Source organism: Bacteroidales bacterium (assembly GCA_013141385.1).
Taxonomy (GTDB): Bacteria; Bacteroidota; Bacteroidia; order Bacteroidales; family Tenuifilaceae; genus UBA8529.
In genome coordinates, this window is sequence record JABFRB010000011.1 from 21,654 (window position 1) to 37,714 (window position 16,061).

At 35.2% G+C, this 16,061-nt stretch carries 12 protein-coding genes; 3 read left to right on the plus strand and 9 right to left on the minus strand.

Going from position 1 to position 16,061, the window contains the following annotated elements; translation table 11 throughout:
• Positions 1–93: 93 nt before the first annotated feature.
• Together HOO91_06075 and HOO91_06080 are read left to right on the plus strand one after the other, a co-directional pair.
• The gene (locus HOO91_06075) at positions 94–2,448 is read left to right on the plus strand and encodes a TonB-dependent receptor (protein NOU17109.1); all 2,355 of its coding nucleotides are present in this window, start codon (positions 94–96) and stop codon (positions 2,446–2,448) included.
• Between the two features lie 4 nt (positions 2,449–2,452).
• Positions 2,453–3,253 carry a DUF4249 family protein gene (locus tag HOO91_06080; GenBank protein NOU17110.1) on the plus strand — a complete coding sequence of 267 codons (801 nt, stop codon included), beginning with the start codon at positions 2,453–2,455 and terminating at the stop codon, positions 3,251–3,253.
• A gap of 608 nt (positions 3,254–3,861) precedes the next feature.
• Here the strand turns inward: HOO91_06080 and HOO91_06085 are convergent.
• From HOO91_06085 to HOO91_06120, 8 genes are all read right to left on the minus strand, one after another.
• Complete coding sequence (locus HOO91_06085) at positions 3,862–4,221, minus strand: hypothetical protein (protein ID NOU17111.1); 360 nt, start codon at positions 4,219–4,221, stop codon at positions 3,862–3,864.
• Between the two features lie 1,097 nt (positions 4,222–5,318).
• The gene (locus HOO91_06090) at positions 5,319–5,756 is read right to left on the minus strand and encodes a hypothetical protein (GenBank protein ID NOU17112.1); all 438 of its coding nucleotides are present in this window, start codon (positions 5,754–5,756) and stop codon (positions 5,319–5,321) included.
• On the minus strand, positions 5,704–7,431 hold the full coding sequence (locus HOO91_06095) for a hypothetical protein (GenBank protein ID NOU17113.1): 1,728 nt from the start codon (positions 7,429–7,431) through the stop codon (positions 5,704–5,706). Before HOO91_06095 ends, HOO91_06090 begins: the two co-directional genes overlap by 53 nt.
• A 318-nt stretch (positions 7,432–7,749) precedes the next feature.
• Positions 7,750–8,055 (minus strand): hypothetical protein, encoded by a 306-nt coding sequence (locus tag HOO91_06100; GenBank protein NOU17114.1) that lies wholly within the window; start codon positions 8,053–8,055, stop codon positions 7,750–7,752.
• Positions 8,056–8,235: 180 nt separating this feature from the next.
• Positions 8,236–9,087 (minus strand): hypothetical protein, encoded by an 852-nt coding sequence (locus HOO91_06105; GenBank protein NOU17115.1) that lies wholly within the window; start codon positions 9,085–9,087, stop codon positions 8,236–8,238.
• A gap of 294 nt (positions 9,088–9,381) precedes the next feature.
• Positions 9,382–9,594 (minus strand): hypothetical protein, encoded by a 213-nt coding sequence (locus HOO91_06110; protein ID NOU17116.1) that lies wholly within the window; start codon positions 9,592–9,594, stop codon positions 9,382–9,384.
• A gap of 112 nt (positions 9,595–9,706) precedes the next feature.
• Positions 9,707–11,596: a VWA domain-containing protein gene (locus tag HOO91_06115; protein NOU17117.1), complete on the minus strand. Its 1,890-nt coding sequence runs from the start codon at positions 11,594–11,596 to the stop codon at positions 9,707–9,709.
• A gap of 2 nt (positions 11,597–11,598) precedes the next feature.
• The gene (locus HOO91_06120; protein ID NOU17118.1) at positions 11,599–12,366 is read right to left on the minus strand and encodes a hypothetical protein; all 768 of its coding nucleotides are present in this window, start codon (positions 12,364–12,366) and stop codon (positions 11,599–11,601) included.
• Between the two features lie 960 nt (positions 12,367–13,326).
• On the opposite strand from HOO91_06120, the gene HOO91_06125 reads away from it, so the two are divergent.
• The gene (locus HOO91_06125; protein NOU17119.1) at positions 13,327–14,022 is read left to right on the plus strand and encodes a hypothetical protein; all 696 of its coding nucleotides are present in this window, start codon (positions 13,327–13,329) and stop codon (positions 14,020–14,022) included.
• Positions 14,023–14,789: 767 nt separating this feature from the next.
• Here the strand turns inward: HOO91_06125 and HOO91_06130 are convergent.
• Positions 14,790–15,995 (minus strand): L-serine ammonia-lyase, encoded by a 1,206-nt coding sequence (locus HOO91_06130; GenBank protein ID NOU17120.1) that lies wholly within the window; start codon positions 15,993–15,995, stop codon positions 14,790–14,792.
• Between the last annotated feature and the right edge of the window lie 66 nt (positions 15,996–16,061).

Here is a 16,061-nt window from a genome sequence, read left to right on the forward strand (position 1 = left end):
TGCGAGAACCATTAATGCGAGATTAGTATGGGTAATCGATATTTTTATTTTTAAAAGAAATTTATGCGCCTGTTTAGTTGCAATTTTAAAAATATGAGGAAGAAACTATATATTTTCCTACTCTTTCTATTTATATCTGCCACTGGATATTCCCAAACATATACTGTTTCTGGCTATGTAATTGATTCTAAAACTGGAGAAACGCTAATTGGCGTTACCGTAGTTTTAAAAAATACCCAGCAGGGCATTACAACCGATGGGAATGGCTTTTTTAGAATATCGAGTATAAAACCCGGTGAGTATATCTTACAATTCTCATACGTTGGCTATAAAAAGGTTGAGAAAACTGTAAGGGTAATAAATAAAAGCATTCTGCTGAATGAAACAGCGTTAGAGCAGGAGGTAATTGAGCTAAAAGATGTGATTATTACAGCAGCACGACCCGATACGGTAGGCGATAAGGAGATAGAAACCTCGCAGCTAAAACTTTCATCGCACACAATACTCAATATCCCATCGGCAAGTGGGGATATATTTAAGGCTGTGAAATATCTTCCGGGCATTGAGGCAACAGATCCATTCTCACCTTTATACACCGCTCGTGGCAGCGATCCATCTGGTAACCTAGTGCTTCTTGATGGTGTTGCAATTTACAATCCTTACCATTTTGCAAGCGGCGATGGGATTTTTAATATTCAATCCATTAAGAATATCGACCTACTTGTTGGTGGCTTTGGTTCTGAGTTTGGAGGTCGGAACTCATCCATTCTTTATATCACTACAAAAGATGGGAATCGTGATGGTTTGCATGGGGAGTTTGAACCTACTACAACCCATTCAAAGGTATTTGCCGAGTTTCCAGTTGGTAAAAGAGGATCGATGATGGTGGCTGCCCGTTACTTTTACGATATCCCCAGTTATTTTATCTACTCAAGCAGAAGCTATTTCTACGATTTTAATATTTCGTATACAAATAGGTTGAATGAGCGTAACCGAATCACCTTTAAACTTTTCAACTCGAAGGATGATATGAGGTTTGCACCAGACAGGTTGTTTGCATACATTGATAAATCTTTTAGCATGGATGTATATGAAGATACTCAAATGAAGCTTAATAACTCATGGTCAAATAGGGCAGGAACGGCAATTCTTAAAACAGTTATAAGCCCAAGTGTATTCCTTAAAACCCAGATTTATGGCTCATTTCATTCTTCCGATAATTTCTCATCCATGGATCTTACATTTAACCCCGATAGTACAAGCCAAGAGGTAAAACTATATTACAATACCAATTTCCGAAGTAAAATTAATGATCTGTGTGCTAAGTCGGTGCTAAACATTAAATCCGATTCAATAAACACTATTAAAATAGGCGCAGAGTTCAATAACTACTACTTTAGTAATGGTGCTCGGATAAACGATATCGATAAAGGTAATAATACCCGAAGCCCATTGCTTTTTGCTGGCTTTATAGAGGATAAGATAAAGCTAGGTAATTTCATTATCCGCCCCGGATTACGCGCATCCCGATACTCTTTTAGCAATGATTGGCAGTATGAACCTAGGCTCAATCTTAGCGCAAATCTTCCTTTTTATATTAAACTCCGAGCTGCATGGGGTATTTACTACCAGAATATTATCAGCATGAATACTCAGGAGTACGAAATCAACCAGTTTTTGGATTATTACTACCCTTTAAAAAATCGTAAACCAACAAAATCGATACACTATATTTTAGGCTTCGAAAAACCTCTGTTTAAAAACTCAAGCCTCTCCCTCGATATGTATTACATTGATATGCCCGTTACATACACCTTCGACCTTAACCAGAGTGAACTCGAAGCAAGAACATTCTCGGATAAGTTGCAACAAGGTACAGGAAAATCATACGGAATAGAGTTGATGTTTAAAGCTAACTTTGAAAAATTATCGGGTTGGATAAGCTATGGTATAAGCAGAAGTACACGTAGCTATCCTTACATAATGAGTGGGAAATCGTTCCTGTTCGATTTCGACAGAACTCATTCATTTAAGGCAATTGTTAATTATAAAATAGCACCACGGTTAACATACAATTTCAGCCTTATTGCTTTAAGTGGATTACCTAAAACAATAGAAACTACCCTACAAAGCTATTACTACTACGATCCTACAACGGGTTCCATTGGTTTTTACCCATTTGGCATATCCCCAACAAAGAATAATGCCCGTTTACCTGCGGTTATTGAGGTCGATATGGGAATTATTAAAAGGATAAGAGGTGGATTTGGTGCGGAATTGGCTGAGTTTTTAAGAGCCGATGAATCGTACTTTACGTTAACAATTGGTAATATTCTATTCCTTAGGAGAAATGTTATTTGGTATTTTCCCTATGGCGGCGATAAGTATATTCCAATAGGATTTAACTATTTTCCACGCATTACGGCTGGTTATATCATTAAATTTTAGTTTTATGAGATATAAAATACACTTAATTCTGAGTATTGCTTGTATGTTGATTATTACATCATGCAGCAAGGACGATTTTCTCGATTTCCTCATTGGCCCTCAGCCAAAATTTATTGATAATAACCAATTTGTACCCGGATTTAATATCCTAGGGGTAATCAGACCCGATTCCATCGGGAATCAAACCATGTCGATGGTTCATGTTGAGAGGGTACTACCCGCAATTGGTAGTGCGAGTGATTCTTTTGATGTAGCCGATGCCCGGGTAATGATTTATCGTATCGAAGATAATCAGGTTAAAGACTCAACGCAGTTTGATTATGTAAATAACGATAATTCCTATGCAACATATCAACCGTTAGTGTTTAGACCAAAAGCGGGGGAGCACTATAAAATTAAATGTACTGATTCAAGCCTACCTACATTAACTGCCGAAACAATTGTGCCAGATATCCCCGCTATTGTTGATGATAATGTTACTGTAAGTGGAAATACCATCACCCTCTCGATTCTGCATAACACCTCTGCCTCGATGTACGATGTTTACTTGTATACTGGAGGTAAAGTAATCCCTAACCGTATTATGCAACCCGAAAGCGGGGATACTCAAATTGAGATAAAAAACACTGGAACTATCACACCCGATGCAAAGCTGGTAATTTACGCCTACGACAAAAACCTAACAGAATACCTTACCGCATCCAACGTATTTATAAAACCCAATACCTACCGACCACCCTTTACCAACGTTACCAATGGTTACGGATGTTTTGGCTCGTTGAATTTGTTGGTTAGGAAGTTGTAAATTAATAACCGCAAAGTATTATAAGATTTCGCAAAGTTCGCCAAGGGTTTGTAATGTTTTTACTTGGTGTCTTTTGTGTCTCCTTTGAGTTCTTTGTGTTATACCTTCTTTTTTGATACTCACAAATTTTTAATGATAAACAGGAGTAATTAATCTGATTATCGCAAATTGCGATAGTTGAGATGCGGCATTATTTCATTCTAGGGTTTGAGAAAATTACGGTACTCTGTACCTATTCACCTGTATGGTATTGAAATATCTACAAATATTAAGGTGCTACGCACCCAGAGTAGGAGTTCGTAAGATTAAAGGCCTTCCAAGTGGCAGAGCCGCCTAATATTTGTAGCCCAATTATATAATTCTAGAAAAAGAGGTGCATCGCACCGTAATGTTAACCTTTGGTTTGGAGTTTGGAACTCTCTAAACAGTAATTGGCTATCGCAAATTGCGATAATTGAGATGCAGTGGTGTTTCATTCTAATTCAAATCCGCGCTAACGAAGGCTAAGGCTGTAGCCTGATAGAAAAAGTTCGGCCAAGGTAGAACCCATTGCCGAACTTCTTTAAATAGCCTTACCTAGTAGAGGGATGCAATAAATTGAGGTTTAATTATTCGCACCAACACTCCATTACAATTTGCATATTATCATCAACAGTTATCAACTTACTGTTGATACCACAAAAATAATAATCGCTACCATCAATAACGTAAGTACCCTCTTCGAGATAAAAGAAAATACCTTCCTGAGTTTCTTCTGGCATAAAAACCTCGTTTGTTGCAACGTTAATAGCACAAATTTGCCCGTAATAAGTCACTGGGTTGTGAGTATTTTGCTCAACAAATCCGGTTACAACAACTTCCCATTCGTCACCAGGAGAAGGAACTGCATTACATTTTGCAAAATCAGCTGCATTAACAGCAAAAGTTGTAGCAAATACTACAAATAGACTTAAGATTAATTTTTTCATGATAATAAAATTTAAATTTAAGGACGGATGAAACCCGCATGTGAATTATCATCCGTGTTTTTATATTTAACGAACATGCTCGTTTAATTTTAATATGTGTGTATACGCTTACATAACAAAATCTAACCATTTTGCTGTCATTCCTGCGAATGCAGGAACTGACCGAAGGGAACTCAACGGAGTTAATCCCCTTTTTTACATCCAGATTCCGGGACTTCGCCCGGAACCGAGTTTACGAGCTCGGCGGAGCCAATGACAGTTAAACTTGTTTATCGAAATAGTAATCTAAACGGATATTCATATTTAATAATTATTGGCTTAAAATCTTGTTTTTTAATACAATAATAGAACAATGTAACAATTAAAACATATACACAAGTATTGTTTGTTAGCAATATTTGTGTATAAATCTAAAAACAATTCTATAAAATAATGTTAACAGAACATAGAAATTATACTAGGAATAAATTTCACGCTCTCGTTCGGCTTAGGTTGTGTTCAAATCGATGCTATTCTGTTAGGTTGTAGCCTGTAATGATATGTTCAACTAAGATTCATTCTATCTTAGCCGAACTTCTTTAAATAGCATTAGTTTAACAGAGTTTCATGAAGAATACCGAGCCGTAGGGTTTTGTGCTTTGGCAATTCACGCAGGTGGAAAGCAAACTCTGATAGGTTCTTCGAATTCTATCAGGTTATGCTTCTAATCATGACCTTTCAGAGTCGATAGACCTGAAATAGTCTGTAAGATATTGCTAGCTAAACGACATTGTAAATTAATAGATCAAGATTAAAATGCTCGGCTTGGCAAAGTTTAGGCGATAGCCGTAACTTCGACGTTTTTAAATAGCGGTTTTTGACCGCATAAAATTCCTACTTAACGAAAGTCCGATGTAAGATGTCGTCCTGATGAATAGATGGACGGCGGCACAACTTATCCCGATGCTATTTATCGGGAGCCAACTGTCCAACCGAATGATTTTTGATTTGATTACTTACAGCCTCGTCTTAAAGGGGAGTTTGGTTCATTTTTTTTCAAATTGTTGACAATATTGAAAAGCCATTCTGTTTTGTAATAGGACGACTTAAACGCTATATTATTTTATGAAATTAGTATTATTGTACATCTCTTCATTAATTACAAAGGTGTATTTGTGGTAGTTTTCTTTTATCTCAATAAGGTCATAATTATTCTGGTTAAGTATATTAAAAGGGGATTCGGTGTATGGTAGAAAATTCAATATTTTAGTATTATCAAAAATCACTGAAACAGAATCTGCAAGAGCAATAATACCTGTTTTACTCCCAGAATCAAGGTCTATTTTTTGAACCCAAACGCTATCTTTAGGTATATTATAAGTGCTTTTATAATATCCATGGTCTATTCTATTAAACACCTCAATATCTATCTGATACTCGGTCTTGTTTATGAGATTATACTCTTCAATAAACGATCTATCAACTTTTTTACAGGATTGGAAACTACTTAGTATTCCAATAAGTAAAAGCTGCATCCAAATTGTTCTTTGTGCCATTGCTATATTTATTTTTAATATTATCTCTCCATCCATTCCAAGTTTTCTGACCTTGTAAAGCGTCTTCAATCTGCTTAAGTGTATAACCTGATACCAAGTCAGAATAAGATTTATAATATGCAGGTGAGCCCCATTTATCCAAACTATAATCCCACCAATTTGAAGTTCCTTTTATTCCAAATCCATCAATCATGTCCTGAACAATTCCAGTATAATTTAAACGACCATATGATATTTGATATGATGGGTAAGTTCTCCTAGTAAATTCCCATTGTACACCTCGTGCCCAACTTTCGGCAACTATATCTTGTAATGCTATTGAAAATGAATATCCTCCAACTAACTTCCAATGTGAAGCATGAGCTAATTCATGTATTGTTGTAGCATATATTTCTGTTGTAGTACGGCTTGGTTTAAAAATCCTAATTTCAGCCATACCAAACCATCTTTGCCATGGTCTTGTATCGCCGTTGGAATCAACCTGTTCCCAGTCAAAAGTACCTATAGACAATCTGTTATTATACCAGTAATTCTGTGGTGGGGATTGAATACCAAGGGTATTATTATAATAGTAATCATTTGCAGCCCGATGAATAATGGCATACATTCTGGACATTCCGCCTGTAATATTTAGATTCCAATCCCCTTTTTGTTTTGGCCCGTTATACCATGCTTGGAATATTCTTCCATTACGAATTTCAAAATCTGCTCTCTCCCATTTAATGGAGTAGTTAACCTCAAACCTAAACCGAGAGGTTTGAAAATACCCATTCGCATCGGTCAAATCCCTTTCAATACGAACAAACCAGCGGGCATGAACGCTAGCACCAACAAGAGGGGTATACTTACCTTGGGTGGTTGTAGCCACGGTGCGATACACTGCCTCTTGACATTGTGTTGGGTCGATTGGATCTACAGGGGCAATTTGCATTATTTGCTTTGCTGGATTTGCTTGCTGAGTGGGAGCAGCTTGGCTACAATCGTAGTACTCCCAGTGGTCAAAAACTTGAGTGTAGGTGGTTGTGGTTAAATTTTCATCCCAAACTTTGATAGTTCCTTTCGGTGTCCATTTGGATAAAGTACCCTTGGGCATATTCCCAGTTAAGTTTACCGATTCGGTTTCCATATCGAGCAAAAGCTGGCTCACCTCCGGTGAACCCTTTGAGTTTGGAATGTCATCATCAGGGATATATACCTCGTAGAGCAATTCATGCGGAACATTAGGAATGCTATGCTTAATGGGTATAACGCAGTACTGCCAGGTTATAGCCGTTTCGGGCAGTGATGGGTCGTGGTAGTATGTACCTGAAGTGGCAATTTCAAAGTTTAAGGGGTAATCATACAAAACCAATGAGGTATCGGATTTGAGTATACCCCATTCCTCCTCGGTACTGGGTAAAAAACGCAGGTATAGATGTGTTGGCTGAATATTAACATCCGGTAAGCTGGGATTGACAGCCTTTAAATTAGAATATGCTTTTTTCATGTTCTTTAGGGCATAAGGGTCTTCTAATTGATTACCTAATGCCATAAGCCCATCGCTTGGTTGAGCAATTGAATTCTTTTTAACGCGAGGTTCATTCGGATTATCAAAGGTGCAATCCTCCTTTTTACAGGCAAATAAAAGTAATGTAATGGCTAAAACTTCAAGTAATAAAAATTTCATAAACTTCATTCGATCTAATTTAAGGTTAAAGGTATTGTTTTTAAAGTAATTTTCATGGCTTGAGAAAGTTTGCTGAAAATAAATTTTTGCCGTTAGTTGTTATTTGGGAATACAGGAATAGTTAGCCTGTTTTGTTTGGATATGGCTTAGACTGTTGAGCGGAAGCAGGAGGGAATAGATGGACGGCGGCATAACTTGTCCCGTTGCTATTTATCGGGAGCCAACCGCCCATCCCATTTATTTTTGTTTTAGTTGCTTACAGCCTCAACTTAACGGGGGGGCAATGCATGTGTTGTTTGTTGCACCTATTCCGTCCATTTTATAACTTTATATTATTGTAATACGGTTATTGTAAATTTTATGGTCATTTAATGTTTCACTAATGCTATTGTCAAGTAACGAATTAGTTTGTCCAGCCCAATTTGGATATTGATTATTTATTTTGTCAATGATAGTTTTAATTGACATGATTTGTTGGTCAGTACTTGGATTTGAAGGATCATCTAATTTGCGTTGTTCTAAAACTCGTTTTGTTGCAATTAAACTCATCATAATCAGGATTAATTCACTGCACCCAATAGATACTAAATCAAATTCGTTCACTAAAGGGTTAATTGTAATTTTTGTTGTCATAGTAATTGATTTAATGTTTGTCGTTTTCAATTTTTTGAAAATAAATCAGATATTGTTTTTGTGGTTTTATGAAAATTTATCTATCCGTACATTGTAATATCGTTTTTAGTTCTATTCTCATATCCAGTTTAGTGAGAGAGTTTTATGCGGTCATGAGACCGCAGTTTAAAGACGACAAAATTAAACTCCGCTAAACTTCGTCGAGAGGGGGAGATTATTTTTCTCATTGTTCAATAGAAGAGTCTTTAATTGCACAAATTCGTTAAATACAGCAGAATATTTATCTTGTAATTCCTTAATTAATTCATCTATTATTCGCAGTGTATTTGACTTTTTTTCTTTTATGGATAATAACTTATTATCAGAGTAAAAATGTATTTTTTCAATTAATCTACTATTTACTCCTTGTGTGAAACTTATTACTGGTGAATCCTCAAAACCGTCTTCTCTGTCAGTGGTAAAATTAATCCCCATATATTGTTCAATAGCTCTTACAAACCTTTCTAATTTTCCACTTTTATCACAAGTAGCTAGAATTCCAAGTTTATGCCTTAGATTTTGTGATAATAAAGTTTCTGTTTTAATTGATTGAAAAATACTGTCTTTATGAAATGGGTTTTTCGATGAATTTACCAATTTTCTGGCACTCTTAAAAGTCTCAATATAACTTAAATGAACACTCTCGAATGTATCGAAAATTGGAAGCACAAAATCTTTATAGAAATCTCTATCAGAGGGCATGTGTAATTTTCCCTTTAGGATTAATTCATAATTTTTAATAAGTCCATCTAAATATATTGCGAATTGATTCTCATCAAATCCAAATGATTGATTAATGTTAATATCATTATTGTATTTGTTTTTCTTAACACTAATATTGTTAATAATTCGTTTGTTAAAATTTGAATCCTTATCATTTTTGAACTTTAATAAATTAAATAAAAAAGTAAAAATGCCTGAAATTATTAATACACCAATCCCACTAAAAATCCATTCTCTATTGTCCATTATTAATTTTAGAATATCGCTCATTTCATTCTATACTTTGTATAACATTTGCTACCATGTAATATGCAGGCAAAGCCTGCAAGAATAAATTGACGCAGGTACGCTTTGCTAACCTACGCCAAACAGAGTGACAACTACTTTTTGGTTATAGCCTCGAACTAACGGGGGACTCAACCGCCCATCCCATTTATTTTTGTTTTAGTTGCTTATAGCCTCGTCTTAACGAGGGGGTTAATAAACTGGTTGGTTTTGATCTCAGGCGCAGCCTGCCGCAATAGAACGACGGCGGTACGCTTTGCTAACCGCCGCCGAACTCAATCATTTTTGTTTTTTACTTACAGCCTCAGCCAAACGGGGGGGATCTGCATCCGACAAAATTTTAATAAGGAAGTTGGCTTTTTGTTTTTCATCATCACTTAATTCATCCCAAGCTATTGAAGCAATAATCATATGGGCTTCGTCGAACCAAGCCTTTGCATTGTGCGTTGACACAAATAGTATTACTATAAAAATCAATAATAGTTTCTTCATAATGTTGAGTGTTTAATTAATAAATTATTGAGTATCGATTATTTTTTTTGATTCGCATAGTACAGTTTCTTCTAAGCAAAAGTCATTCGGGTTCGAACGAAGGGATCTTTTATTAAGAATGCCTTGCTATATAAGAAAAGAGTTGCTTAATATTAGAAATCGTTCCTTCTTTAGCATAACCTCCTGTTAATTTTGAAATTGCTTCAAGATAGCCTAAATCTGCATCTTGACCATATGCAAATCCAAACATATTTATATTAGTACTTAATGCTCTAATTTTATTTATTAATTTATCATATGTTGTTGTTCTTGAGTGTCTTTCAAGTCCATCTGTCAATACTATTATTAATTTTATCCCATCATCCAAGAACTCAAGATGTGAGTCTATAGATAAATTTATTGCGTCTAATAATGCTGTACCACCGGAAGCAACAATATCGCGAACACTTCTTAATATACTATCTTCTCGGTTTGTAATGAAGTCAATTGGAGAGACAATTGTTGGGAAATTATTAAAACTTATAATACCAAGTTTGTCCCCTCTTTCTGAATTCAATAATGCTATAAATGTCCGAATGGCATCTTTAACTGAATCAATTTTATCGCCAGACATACTTCCTGAAGTATCAACAACTAAATAAATAGAGAGTGGTTTTTGTAGTGTATTATATCCAAAACCTGAATATTTGTTTAACAGAGTTAATCGCTCATTGACAAATATGGCAGATAAAGGAAGATCAACATTATAAGCCTTCGTTAAATAATCATTGTCTACTAATATTTCTTGAAATCGTTCAGGGATATTGTAATAACTGATGTTTTGATTGGAAACATATAATTCAATATCAATAGTATACCTTTCATCTAACTCTATTATGATTGGTGCAAAGTCATTAGGAATTATATCTAAGAATTCATTTAAAAAACTTTTTTTAATAAAGAAAGAATCAATTTCCCAATTATCCTCAATTTTAAAATATTCTAATAATTCTTGATCACTATTAAAGTATCTTTTAACTTTCTTTTCTGAAAGTTCAATAATTTCTTCAATATCATTAGTGATATTATTGTGTAAATATTTGTCAATATATTCAAGAATGAAACTATCAATCAACATTCCAAACTGAGTATCGCTTCTTGGACGAATAAATGAAAATTCTTTATTAAAAAGAAAATTCTCAAAAAAATGCCGAATCGCTTCATCTGGACTAGAGTTTAGATTTAAATTTCTTGATTTTTGAATCAATATAATCCTACTTGAACCTAAGTTGTTATATTTTTCATTATTTATTACAAAAGATTCATCTATTTTAAAAAAATCAATTGATTCTGGTATTACAATATCAAAAACTCTATTTAGAAATGCTAATTCTAATTCCGAATTTGTACAACCATAAGTTATTAACTGAGTATTAAATTCTTTGAAGAATGAATTATCTGAATTGATATAATTGTTTAGTTCTGATATAAATTCTACTTTGTCTATTGAACATCCAATTTTAATTAAACGAATATTTTCTTTATATTCATCTAAACTTACTGGTAAATTAATTGTGTTATTGTTTAATTTATAATTCTCATTATACCACTTATAGGTGAATTTTTCATTTACCCCAATTAATTGAATAATACACTTTCTAAAAGCATATTGGTTTAAAAATTTATCTCCAGTTGATTGTGATAAGTTTAATAATAAAAACGGATTGTAGTTGATGTATTTCTTCGTTTGTAATAATATTTCCAATAATTCATAATCTGTTTTATAATAAATGATATCATTTAGACTAAAAGCAAAAAAGGAATAATTTGAAAGATCAATTTTATCATATTTAAATAATTGATCATCATTCAATTTAATAAACTGAACAGAATCCTTTATTTCTAAATATTCGGGTGTTTCTTTATATCTGTATACTGCAAATAATTTGTCCTCGTTTATTATAATAGGGATAATTTTTGAAGGATAACAATGATAAGGATTATAGTAACCAATCAAGTACATTTTTATGGTTTTTGATATTTATATTTAAATATTTCTTTAGCCTTTTTAGCAATATGAGTGGCTAGATGAGCAGGGTTTTCATTTGTTTCAGTTGGATATGAATAATATTCAAAGGCATCACTTTTATCCCATAATATACTTGCCTTTTTTGTTAAAAAATCGGGAAAAGCTAACCATAATAAATTTGACTTTATATTTAATTCATCTTTATATATACATTCTATAGTTCTTTGTCTGTTATCAATTCCCTGACTCGAATAATTAGCCGATAAGTAGGTTATTATTTTTTCAATAATTATTCCTTTAGGAATGTTGTCTTTTCTAATAATACCTTTGAGATAATTTTCATTTGTCTTATAAAAACAAGAAACCAGTTTCTCAGGATTGCTATGTATACAAAAATCATTAGGAGGTTCAAAACCCTTTCCTGAAAGTCCACTGATTCTTGAAGAATAAATGCATCCTGTATCAAAAGGGAAATAATCAATAATATTCTTGAAAGCATCAATTTTAAAAATAAATGCTATAGGAAACTCAAGTGCATTTTCGGTTTGCATGTTTCTTGGTTTATAATAAGGTACGCCATATGAAAAGTACAATAACTTTTCCTTAAATATATCACATTCTCTTGGTACAAGTTTCCCTACCTTAACTAAGTTGTTAAAATATTTGCCAAAACTAACATGACAAAAATCCAATAGTTTTTTTTCACTAAATTCAGAATTTAGATTTATTTCATTTTCTAATTTACTTATAAAATGTCTTTTCATGGTTGCGCGTAACTCGTTTAGTGTATACCAAAAGCACATTTATGCACTTAAAACGAAATGTATTGTGTACCTTTTGATAATTTATATAAAAATAAGACTTTTTTTATAGGTTGTCAAGGGAATTTTTGGTTTTTTTCAACTCGGTGAGTTTTGTTTTCAGCGAATTTTGTTAAACAAAAACTGTTCATCAAAAGTAAAATATTTCCTAACAGTATAAAATAAATTTGTTTTAAGAACGTTCTTTTTACATGAGTTTTTTGTTTTTTGAGTTTTGGTACAGTAGTTGTATACATTTGACTGCTATTAGAGTACTATAAAGAGTTGCAATTTGTTCTTTGAATTGTTGAGGTAAATAACACAGCTTGCTAAACGCTTCCTGTTCCTGTAAAACTGAGGGTTGGTTTGGCAAATTGGAGGGTCAATTTGGAGAGTTTAAGTGGCGATTTGACGAATTGCAGGGTTGGTTTGATGAGTTGCAGAATTAATTTGATGAGGTAAAATGTTCATTTGGCGTATTGCAAAATTCATTTGGAGAGCTTAAGAGGTCATTTGGCGAATTGTCGAGTTCATTTAGCGAACTGAAAATTTCATTTGACATATTGCAAATTTCATTTGGCGAGCTAAAGGGTTCATTTAGCGTATTGCCAATTTCATTTGGCAAGCTTAAAAGGTCATTTGGTGTATTGCAATTTTCATTTGGCGAGCTTAAGAGTCCATTTGGCGAATTGCAGATTTGTACGAATTTGAGTGTATGGCTTTTATTATGTGATGTTTAGGGGTTAGTGTATAGGGTGTAGTGTTTTGTATATAGTGTTATGTGTTTATGGTTTAGTATGTGGTATATAATGTTATGTGTTTTGGAGTAAGTGTATAGTATATAGTGTTTAGTTTAAAGAGTTCTGTGTTTAGTTTTTAGTGTTTAGTAATTAGTGTTTATTTAAAATTAATTATTTCTTTTTTATGAAAAAGTTTTTAGAGAATAAGTTCGCGATGATCGGGACGGTTATTGCGTTGTTAAAGCAGAATGTTGCGCTATGGACAAGCTCAACAGTGTTTAAGGTTGCTGTTACGGATTTGGAGTCTGTAAAGGCTGATATTGATAATGTTAGGAATGGTGCTGAGCAGAAAACCAATGGTTCTACTACCACTAAGGGTGCTCACAGGGAGGAGTTGGAGAATAAGGTTTACGAGGTGATTTCGGTTGTTTACGCTATGGCTACACGCACAGGGAATAAGAACCTTCAGGCGGATATGAAACACTCGCTAAGCGATTTGCAGGGGATGCGTGATGGGAGACTGGTTGCTTTATCGGCACATGTGATTAGTATTATCCGTGAGAATGCTACTGCGCTTAAGGATTACTCGGTTACCGAGGAGAGCGCAACGATGCTGGATAGCTTGTGTAGTAGTTTTTCGAGTAGGTTATCAACTCCACGGGTTGTTGTTTCGGAGCGTAAGGCTGCGAATGAGTCGCTTGATGATTTGTTTGGTAAGGCGGACGATATTCTACAGAATGTTATTGATAAGCTAATGGTTCCATATAAAACGAGTAAGCCTGATTTTTACTCGGCATATAAGAGTGCCCGCAAGATTGTTAATTACGGGACAAGACACGAGAAGGAGGAGACTAAGAAAGAGGAGGAGGTTGAGAAGTAGGGGGGAGGAAGACGGAAGACGGGAGACCGAAGATGGAAGACCGAAGTCGGAAGTCGGAAGAGTGGAGGTATGGAAGATGGAAAGATGGAAGAAACAAGTTTTTGTTAATAATTAGTTCCGATGGGGTTGTTGGTGATTGTATGATTGTTTAACTCTGACAGGGTTTTGAACCCTGTTAGAGTTTTGTAAAGGGTTATAAGTTTAGCGAAGTACGCAAGAGGATATGGGTTTGCGTTCTTCGCTTTTTTATTGGCGAACTTGGTACTTATTGATTTATATTTTACGTGTATTTCATCCCTACGGGATTTGTTTTTAGGAATGGTTTTATGCTTTTACCGATATTTCGCCCCGATGGGGCTGTTGATATTTGGATGATTGTTTAACTCGGTGTTTTTAACTCTGACAGGGTTTTGAACCCTGTCAGAGTTTTGTAATGAGTTGTAAGTTTAGTGAAGTTTGCAATGTGTTTGTTTGTTATGCTTTTACTTCGTGTTTTTTGTGCCTCCTTTGAGTTTTTTGTGTTATATCTTCTCTTTTGATACTCGTATTTTTTTAATGGTAAACTGGGGTTGTGAATCTGATTATCGCAGTTTGCGATAATTGAGCTGCGGTGGTATCTCTTTGTAACGCATTTTACGATTTTGGGTTTGCGATAGGGTTTTGTGCTTTGGCAATTCACGCAGCGGGGAGGCAAACTCTGATAGGTTCTTCGAACTCTATCCGGTTATTCTTCTAGGCATGACCTTTCAACCTCTCCTTTTACTTTCCTACTCATGTACCTGTCCATCAAACAAGGCTAGGCCTCCTGTTGAGGTTTCGCGGTAAAGGCTTGGGATATCCTTTCCGGTTTGTTTCATGGTTTCAACTACTTTATCGAAGCTAATACGGTGTCTTCCATCCGAAAGTATTGCAAATACGTGATGGTTCAATGCTCTGCCTGCAGCAAAGGCGTTACGCTCAATACATGGTATTTGAACTAGCCCTGCAACGGGGTCGCAGGTTAGGCCTAAGTGATGCTCAAGTCCCATTTCGGCTGAGTACTCAATCTGGAATATTGTTCCGCCGTATAGCTGCGTTGTTGCTGCCGATGCCATTGCACATGCAACTCCAATTTCAGCCTGACATCCACACTCCGCACCCGATATTGATGCGTTTTTCTTAACTACATTTCCAATAAGACCAGCAGTTGCTAAGGCTTTTAGAATCTTTTTTTCGCTAAAGTTATGTTCGGTGTTTTGGTAGTATAAAACGGCAGGGATCACGCCGCATGAACCACAAGTGGGTGCTGTTACAATTCGTCCTCCCGAGGCATTCTCCTCACTTACGGCTAGTGCGTACGAGAATAGTAGTGCTCTTTTACGCAGAGTGCCCGTAAAACTTGAGGCTCTTACATGGTAACTCGATGCTTTGCGGGGTAGATTGAGTATGCCTGGCATAACACCTTCATTATCTAAGCCACGGAATATGGCCTCTTTCATTACCGTCCAAACCTCATTTAGATAGTCAAGGATATCCTTATCCTCATGCTCTTGCACAAACTCCCAGTAGGAGCGACCATGCTTGTTGCACCATTTAATGATATCGTTAAGGTTTGTGAATGGGTACACTTCAACGCTTTCGGTTTTTGAACTGTCATCTACAACAGCACCACCGCCAACGCTATAGGCTGTCCAATCGCCAAGAAGGTTCGATTGTTCATCGAAGGCTTCAAATTTCATCCCGTTTGGATGGCGGGGTAGAAATATCTCGGGCTGCCAAACAATATTTAAGTTTTTATCTTGAAAAACCTCTTTTATTGCTTTATCGGTTAGGTGTCCTTTCCCCGTAGCTGCAAGGCTACCATAAAGAGTTACTTGATATTTTGATGCGTCGTTAAATCGACCTAAGAATGTTTCAGCGGCTTTCCTTGGTCCCATGGTATGACTGCTTGATGGGCCATATCCTATTCGATAGATGTTACGAATGCTTTCCATTAATTTGTCTTATTTTAAACGCTAAGGCGCGAAGACGCTAAGAAACGAATAATAACTTTGCGCCTT

Coding starts and splice junctions, on each gene's coding strand:
- HOO91_06125 (NOU17119.1), top strand. CDS start 13,327: ATGAAAAAGTTTTTAGAGAATAAGTTCGCGATGATCGGGACGGTTATT.
- HOO91_06085 (NOU17111.1), bottom strand. CDS start 4,221: ATGAAAAAATTAATCTTAAGTCTATTTGTAGTATTTGCTACAACTTTT.
- HOO91_06100 (NOU17114.1), bottom strand. CDS start 8,055: ATGACAACAAAAATTACAATTAACCCTTTAGTGAACGAATTTGATTTA.
- HOO91_06105 (NOU17115.1), bottom strand. CDS start 9,087: ATGAGCGATATTCTAAAATTAATAATGGACAATAGAGAATGGATTTTT.
- HOO91_06130 (NOU17120.1), bottom strand. CDS start 15,995: ATGGAAAGCATTCGTAACATCTATCGAATAGGATATGGCCCATCAAGC.
- HOO91_06115 (NOU17117.1), bottom strand. CDS start 11,596: ATGTACTTGATTGGTTACTATAATCCTTATCATTGTTATCCTTCAAAA.
- HOO91_06075 (NOU17109.1), top strand. CDS start 94: ATGAGGAAGAAACTATATATTTTCCTACTCTTTCTATTTATATCTGCC.
- HOO91_06110 (NOU17116.1), bottom strand. CDS start 9,594: ATGAAGAAACTATTATTGATTTTTATAGTAATACTATTTGTGTCAACG.
- HOO91_06090 (NOU17112.1), bottom strand. CDS start 5,756: ATGGCACAAAGAACAATTTGGATGCAGCTTTTACTTATTGGAATACTA.
- HOO91_06120 (NOU17118.1), bottom strand. CDS start 12,366: ATGAAAAGACATTTTATAAGTAAATTAGAAAATGAAATAAATCTAAAT.
- HOO91_06095 (NOU17113.1), bottom strand. CDS start 7,431: ATGAAGTTTATGAAATTTTTATTACTTGAAGTTTTAGCCATTACATTA.
- HOO91_06080 (NOU17110.1), top strand. CDS start 2,453: ATGAGATATAAAATACACTTAATTCTGAGTATTGCTTGTATGTTGATT.